Source organism: Candidatus Benthicola sp. (genome assembly GCF_058719085.1).
Window position 1 is genome coordinate 1 of sequence record NZ_JBZQEK010000008.1, and the last position, 5,304, is coordinate 5,304.

Here is a 5,304-nt window from a genome sequence, read left to right on the forward strand (position 1 = left end):
ACCGCCCGCATGGCGGAGTGGTCCGAGGCACGCGTCGCCGGGATACTCGAGCTGGACCTGTGCGGCTACATCTTGAAGAAGGATTCGCCGAGCTGCGGGATGGAGCGCGTGAAGGTGTACGACGCCAACGACGTGCCCGCCAGGGACGGAACGGGGATCTTTGCGGAGGCCCTACTGCGTCTCGCCCCGCACCTGCCGGTGGAGGAAGAGGGGCGCCTGAACGACCCGCGCCTTCGGGAGAACTTCATCGCCCGGGTGTTTTCCATGCGCCGCTGGAAGGACATGGAACGCGAGGGGATCACGCGCCGCGGGCTGATGGAATACCATGCCCGGCATAAGTTCCTCTGCATGGCGCGGAACCAGGCCGGTACGCGTCGGCTGGGGCGATTGCTCGGCTCGGCGGACCGATCGGACTCGGCGACGGAGCTGGCACGTGCGTACCAGGACGAGTTCGCGGCCGTCATGCGCCGCCCCCCATCGAGGAAGGGACACGCCAACGTGCTGCAGCACCTGGCGGGATACGTGTCCGATGCGCTCGATCGGGCGGACCGCGCGGAGCTCACGGAAGCGATCGAGCGATATCGCCAGGGACTTCTGCCCCTGATCGTGCCCCTGACCCTGCTCCGCCATCACGTGCGAAGGCAGGAGCAGGAGTACCTCCTGGAGCAGGCCTACCTGTCGCCGCACCCGCACGAGCTGATGCTGCTGAATCACGTCTGACCGCGGACCGCCGCGCGGCGCGTCCCCCCCGACGTGTCCGCTTCCCCGGTACGTCAGGCCCCTCGAGAGGGTCCGGTGCAGCCTTCGACGAATCGCGCGATGCGAGCCCGGTTGAGGGTGGCGTCCCGCTCGCCGAGTCGGATCAGGTCGCTCAGGAACTCGGGCACGAAGAGCAGATACGACAGGAGGTCGGAACCCGAGCCTCTTCGCGTGCCCAGGCCGCGGATCAGGTGGCGGAGCGCGAGGGGCAGGTTGCGCTCGTACCATCGCGCCATTCGGCCGATGTCCTGAGAGGGGCGGATCACCAGGATCTCGACCTCCCGGTCCGTGAGCAGCCAGCGGTGTTTCGGATCGGCTCGGGAGAGGAGCTGGTTCACGCTCTCCAACCGCTCCGCGTCGGCGTCCAGCTGGTCGAGGAAGATCGAGTTGAGCGCCAGACCGAGAATCCGGGCGGTGCTCGGATACGTGTCGTCCTCCGGGTCGGTCTCGGGGCCGGCGCTGACGTAACGGCTCGAGATGGCCAGGATTCGATCGGCCCCGAGGTGCACGGCGGGTGAGAGCGGGTACCCCTGCCGGAGGCTGCCGTCCCCGAAATATTCCCCCTTCACCGCTCGGGCGGGGAAGAACAGGGGGATGGCCGTGGAGGCCAGGACGTGCTCCGAGCCGATGCGCTCCAGCCGCGAGCGACGCCGGTGCCGGCTCCACATTTCGATCCCCGGCCGGCCCTGCACGAAGGTGATGCTCTCGCCGGTGCGGTACGAGGTGGCGGACACGGCGAGGGCCTCAAGCTGTCCATCCCGGATGTTCGCTTCGATTCGTTCCGAATCCACCACTCGGTCCAGCAGCCTTCCGAGCGGCTTCGTGTCCACCAGGCCGCGGGCGGACGGCGCCAGGCGGGAACCCCCCAGCGTCAGGGCCGCCACGATCCGCAGCGCGTTGCCGAGGAGCGAAAAGACGTCCGTCCGCATCACTGCCGAGGTGGAGAGCGTGGACCACAGCCGGGCCAGGGAGTCCGTGGCATCCGCGAGACTCGAGTCCTGACTGGCCAAATAGGCCGCGTTGATGGCGCCTGCCGACACCCCGGTGAGCACCGGGAAGCCGAGCTCCGGATGGTCGCGCGCGATCTGGCGCAGGACCCCGACCTGGTAGGCGCCCCGCGCGCCACCGCCCGACAGGACGAGGGCCGGCGTGCAGGAGTCGGTCGTCATGACGGCGTCAGGCCCGTGAAAGCAGGACCCGGTGCCAGGCGTCTTCCGCGGCGCGCTCGAGGCCGCCGAGCCGGAAGGCCCCGACGCTGGAGATCGTGAGATCGAAGACCTGCGTGGAGGGACCGACGCGCTTCTGCTTCGCGAGCTCCACGAATCCGGAGCGCGACGTGGTGTCGATGTCTCCCTGCGTGTCCCGGAACCAGACCGGGGTCGCATCCAGCAGCTGCACCCCGAGCTCCTCTCCCAGCTCCCGGAGGTGCCGGTTCAGTCCGTCGATCGAGCACCCCGAGGCCCCGGCCCGGGACTCGTCCACCGCGACCAGGAGGAACCGATCGTGCGACGTCGTGAAGCCGGCGTGCAGGTCCCGCCTGTGGGCGGCCCATTCGGCGAGGAACGACCGCATCGAGGTCTCGATGCGATCCGTGTCCCCCTGCGTGAGGGGGCGCGAAGCGCCGAAGCACCACAGGCGCGAATCCGGGGGAAGATCGTCGAACGGGATGAGGCTCATGGAGCTACGCTGGTGCTGGCGCTCCCCGCACGCAAGCCCGGGGAGCGCCGTTCGTCCTGCGGTCACTCGTATCGGAGCGCCTCGATCGGATCGAGACTGGCGGCGCGGCGCGCGGGCCACGCGCCGAAGAAGAGACCCACCACGGCCGAGAACACCACGGCCATTCCCACCGCCTGCGGCGACACGGCGGTCGTCCAGTTGGCGAGGTCGGCCAGCGTCTTCGACGCCCCGAAGCCGAGGCCGATTCCGACGAGACCGCCGACGAGACACAGGACGAGGGCCTCGAGCAGGAACTGCGTCAGGACCTGGCGCCGGGTGGCGCCCATGGCCATCCGAATGCCGATCTCCCGCGTGCGCTCCGTCACCGAGACCAGCATGATGTTCATGATTCCGATGCCCCCGACGAGAAGGCTCACGGCCGCGATGCCCGCCAGCAGGAAGGTGAAGGTCTCGGTGGCCTCCTGCATCGTGCCCATCAGCTCGGCCCGGTCCTGCACGTAGAAATCGTTGTCGTCTCCGACCCTGAGCTTGTGCTCCCGGCGCATGACCTGCTCGATCTGCGCCATGGCGGCGGTGGGCGAGTAGCCCTGGGCGATCTTGACGTTGAAGGACCCGATCCGGTCCGTTCCCATGATCCGGAACTGGGCCGTCTGGATCGGGATGAAGATCCTCTCGTCCTGGTTGAACCAGCCCGAGCCGCCCTTGGCCTCGAGCACGCCGATGACCTCGAAGGTGACGTTCTGGATGTTGATGGTCTGTCCGAGCATGTCGAGCGCCGTGCTCTGGAACATCTCGGGCACGGTGCCGCCGAGCACCGCCACGCGACGTCTGCCGGAGTCCTCCTCGGCCGAGAAGAACCTCCCGTATTCCAGGGCGTAGTTGTTCAGGGTCGCGTAGGTCGCGGTGGTGCCGGTTACCCGCATGTTCGCGTTGGAACGGCCGAACTCCACCTGGGCGTTGTTCACCATCTCCGGGGCCACCATCACGATGGCGTCGGCCTCGTCCAGCACGGCCTCCGCATCGGTCAGGTACATGCGGGCGCTGCCCGACCGCGCGCCCCGATGCCAGCCCTGGCCGGGCCGGACCGTGAGGACGTCGGTACCGAGGGCCTGCAACTGGCTCTCGACCGACCGCTGCGCGCCCGTTCCGAGGGCGACCATGGTGATCACCGCCCCGACCCCGATCACGATGCCCAGCATGGTGAGAAAGCTGCGCATCTTGTTGGTGCCGATCGCCTGGAGGGCGACCTTGATGATCTCGAGAATGAGCATCGACGGGCCTCCTCAGCGTCCCATGCCGGGCATCGACGTGCGGCGGCGGATGAACTCGAGCATCTCGCTCTGCTGCACGAGCCCCTGCGGGACCTGCAGGACCGAGTCACCCTCCGCGAGCCCCGCGATGATCTCGGTGAAGTCCCAGTCCGACAGCCCCAGCGTGACCGGCTTCAGGGTGATTCCGCGCGGCGTGTCGATGAACACGAACCCCGGCTTCGGACTGCCCGGGTCCGCCTGGTCGGCTCGCTGACGGGCTTCTCGCATCTCCTGGAACCGAGCGAACAACTGCTGCCGCTCGGCCGCGCTCAGGCCCTGCATGAACTCGCGCCGCTCCTCCTGGGACATGGCCTGAATCCGGCTCATGGAGGGCAGACCGTCGCCTTCCTCGGCCTGTGCCTCGTCCGCTTCGGTCGCCGCCTCGCCGTCGCCGCCATCCGGAGCTTCCACACGCTGCTCCAGGAGGTCGGGATCGAGCCCGAGGGCGGCGACCAGGGCCTGGGCCTCCTCCACCGTCTTGATGCCCCCGTTGGCGAGGGCGAGGACGCCGAGCCGCTCCCCGACCTGGATCTCCACGTCCGCGTTCATCCCGGGCTTCAGCAGCCCCTCGCGGTTGTCGATCCGGGTGAGTACGGCGAACAGAGTGACGTTCTGCTCGACCACGGCCTGTGGCTCGATCTGGAGGACGCGACCGTGGAACTCCCTCGAGGGGTAGGCCTCGACGCGGATGCTGGCCTCGAGCCCCGGTTGGATGAGGCCGATGTCGGTCTCGTCCACCAGCGTGCGGACCTGTACCTCGTTCAGGTCCGCCATCCGCAGGAGGATCGTGCCTCCGGTGACCTCCTTGGCCGACGTGATGATCTGTCCCTCCTCGACCGTCTTCTCCACCACGGTGCCGGTGATCGGGGCGGCCACGGCCACGTCGTTCAGCCGGTCCTCGGCAAGCTCGAGGTTCGTCTCCGCCTTCACGAGGGCCGCCTTGGCATTTGCCTCCTCGAGGAGGGCACTCTCGTACTCTTCTTCCGTGACGACCTGCGACTCCCGCAGGTCGGTGGTGCGCTCGAGCTGGCGCTGGGCGACGGTGTGGCGAGCCTGGGCCACGTCCAGGTCCGCGACGGCCTGGTTGTACGCGTTGCGGACGTCGCGCGGGTCGATCCGAACGAGCAGATCCCCCCGCTCGACCTCATCTCCCAGCTCGACCGCCACCTCGCGCACTTCGCCCGAGGCCTGTGACTTGACGTCGATCACCCGGATCGGCTCGACCGTGCCCGTAGCCGCCACGGCCGAGCTGATGTCCTTTACCTGCACGGCGATCGTGGACAGACCCATCGAGGGTTCGTCGGCGGCGCCCGTCTCGCACGCGGCCACTGCGATGCTGACCGCGAGGCTGATCGCGGCGGCCCTGGTGCCGCTCTTCCAATCCATGTTCATCGGGACTCGTCTATCTCCGTTCCATCCGGTTATCTGAGGTTGGTGCCGAGCAGGGCTTCGAGTCGGGCGAGGCCGAGCTGATAGTCGAAGCGGCTGCGGATGAGGCCGACCTGGGCCTCGAGCAGGGTGATCTGGGCCGACTGCAGGTCGAGGATGGTGGCGAGCC

General features: G+C 68.4%; 5 protein-coding genes. 1 reads left to right on the forward strand and 4 read right to left on the reverse strand.

Annotated elements, in window-relative coordinates; all coding sequences use genetic code 11:
- Window positions 1-720, forward strand: a 720-nt coding sequence (locus tag AC36XV_RS00890) for a YbgA family protein (protein ID WP_492201799.1), incomplete at its 5' end; no start/stop codon positions are given.
- 53 nt (window positions 721-773) lie between these two features.
- Here AC36XV_RS00890 and AC36XV_RS00895 read toward each other — a convergent pair.
- The 4 genes from AC36XV_RS00895 to AC36XV_RS00910 form a co-directional block, all read right to left on the reverse strand.
- Window positions 774-1,928, reverse strand: coding sequence for a patatin-like phospholipase family protein (locus AC36XV_RS00895; RefSeq protein WP_492201800.1), 1,155 nt, complete (start codon window positions 1,926-1,928; stop codon window positions 774-776).
- Between the two features lie 7 nt (window positions 1,929-1,935).
- Window positions 1,936-2,436, reverse strand: coding sequence for a hypothetical protein (locus AC36XV_RS00900; RefSeq protein WP_492201801.1), 501 nt, complete (start codon window positions 2,434-2,436; stop codon window positions 1,936-1,938).
- Window positions 2,437-2,498: 62 nt separating this feature from the next.
- Window positions 2,499-3,707 (reverse strand): ABC transporter permease, encoded by a 1,209-nt coding sequence (locus AC36XV_RS00905; RefSeq protein WP_492201802.1) that lies wholly within the window; start codon window positions 3,705-3,707, stop codon window positions 2,499-2,501.
- Between the two features lie 12 nt (window positions 3,708-3,719).
- Complete coding sequence (locus AC36XV_RS00910) at window positions 3,720-5,138, reverse strand: efflux RND transporter periplasmic adaptor subunit (RefSeq protein ID WP_492201803.1); 1,419 nt, start codon at window positions 5,136-5,138, stop codon at window positions 3,720-3,722.
- Between the last annotated feature and the right edge of the window lie 166 nt (window positions 5,139-5,304).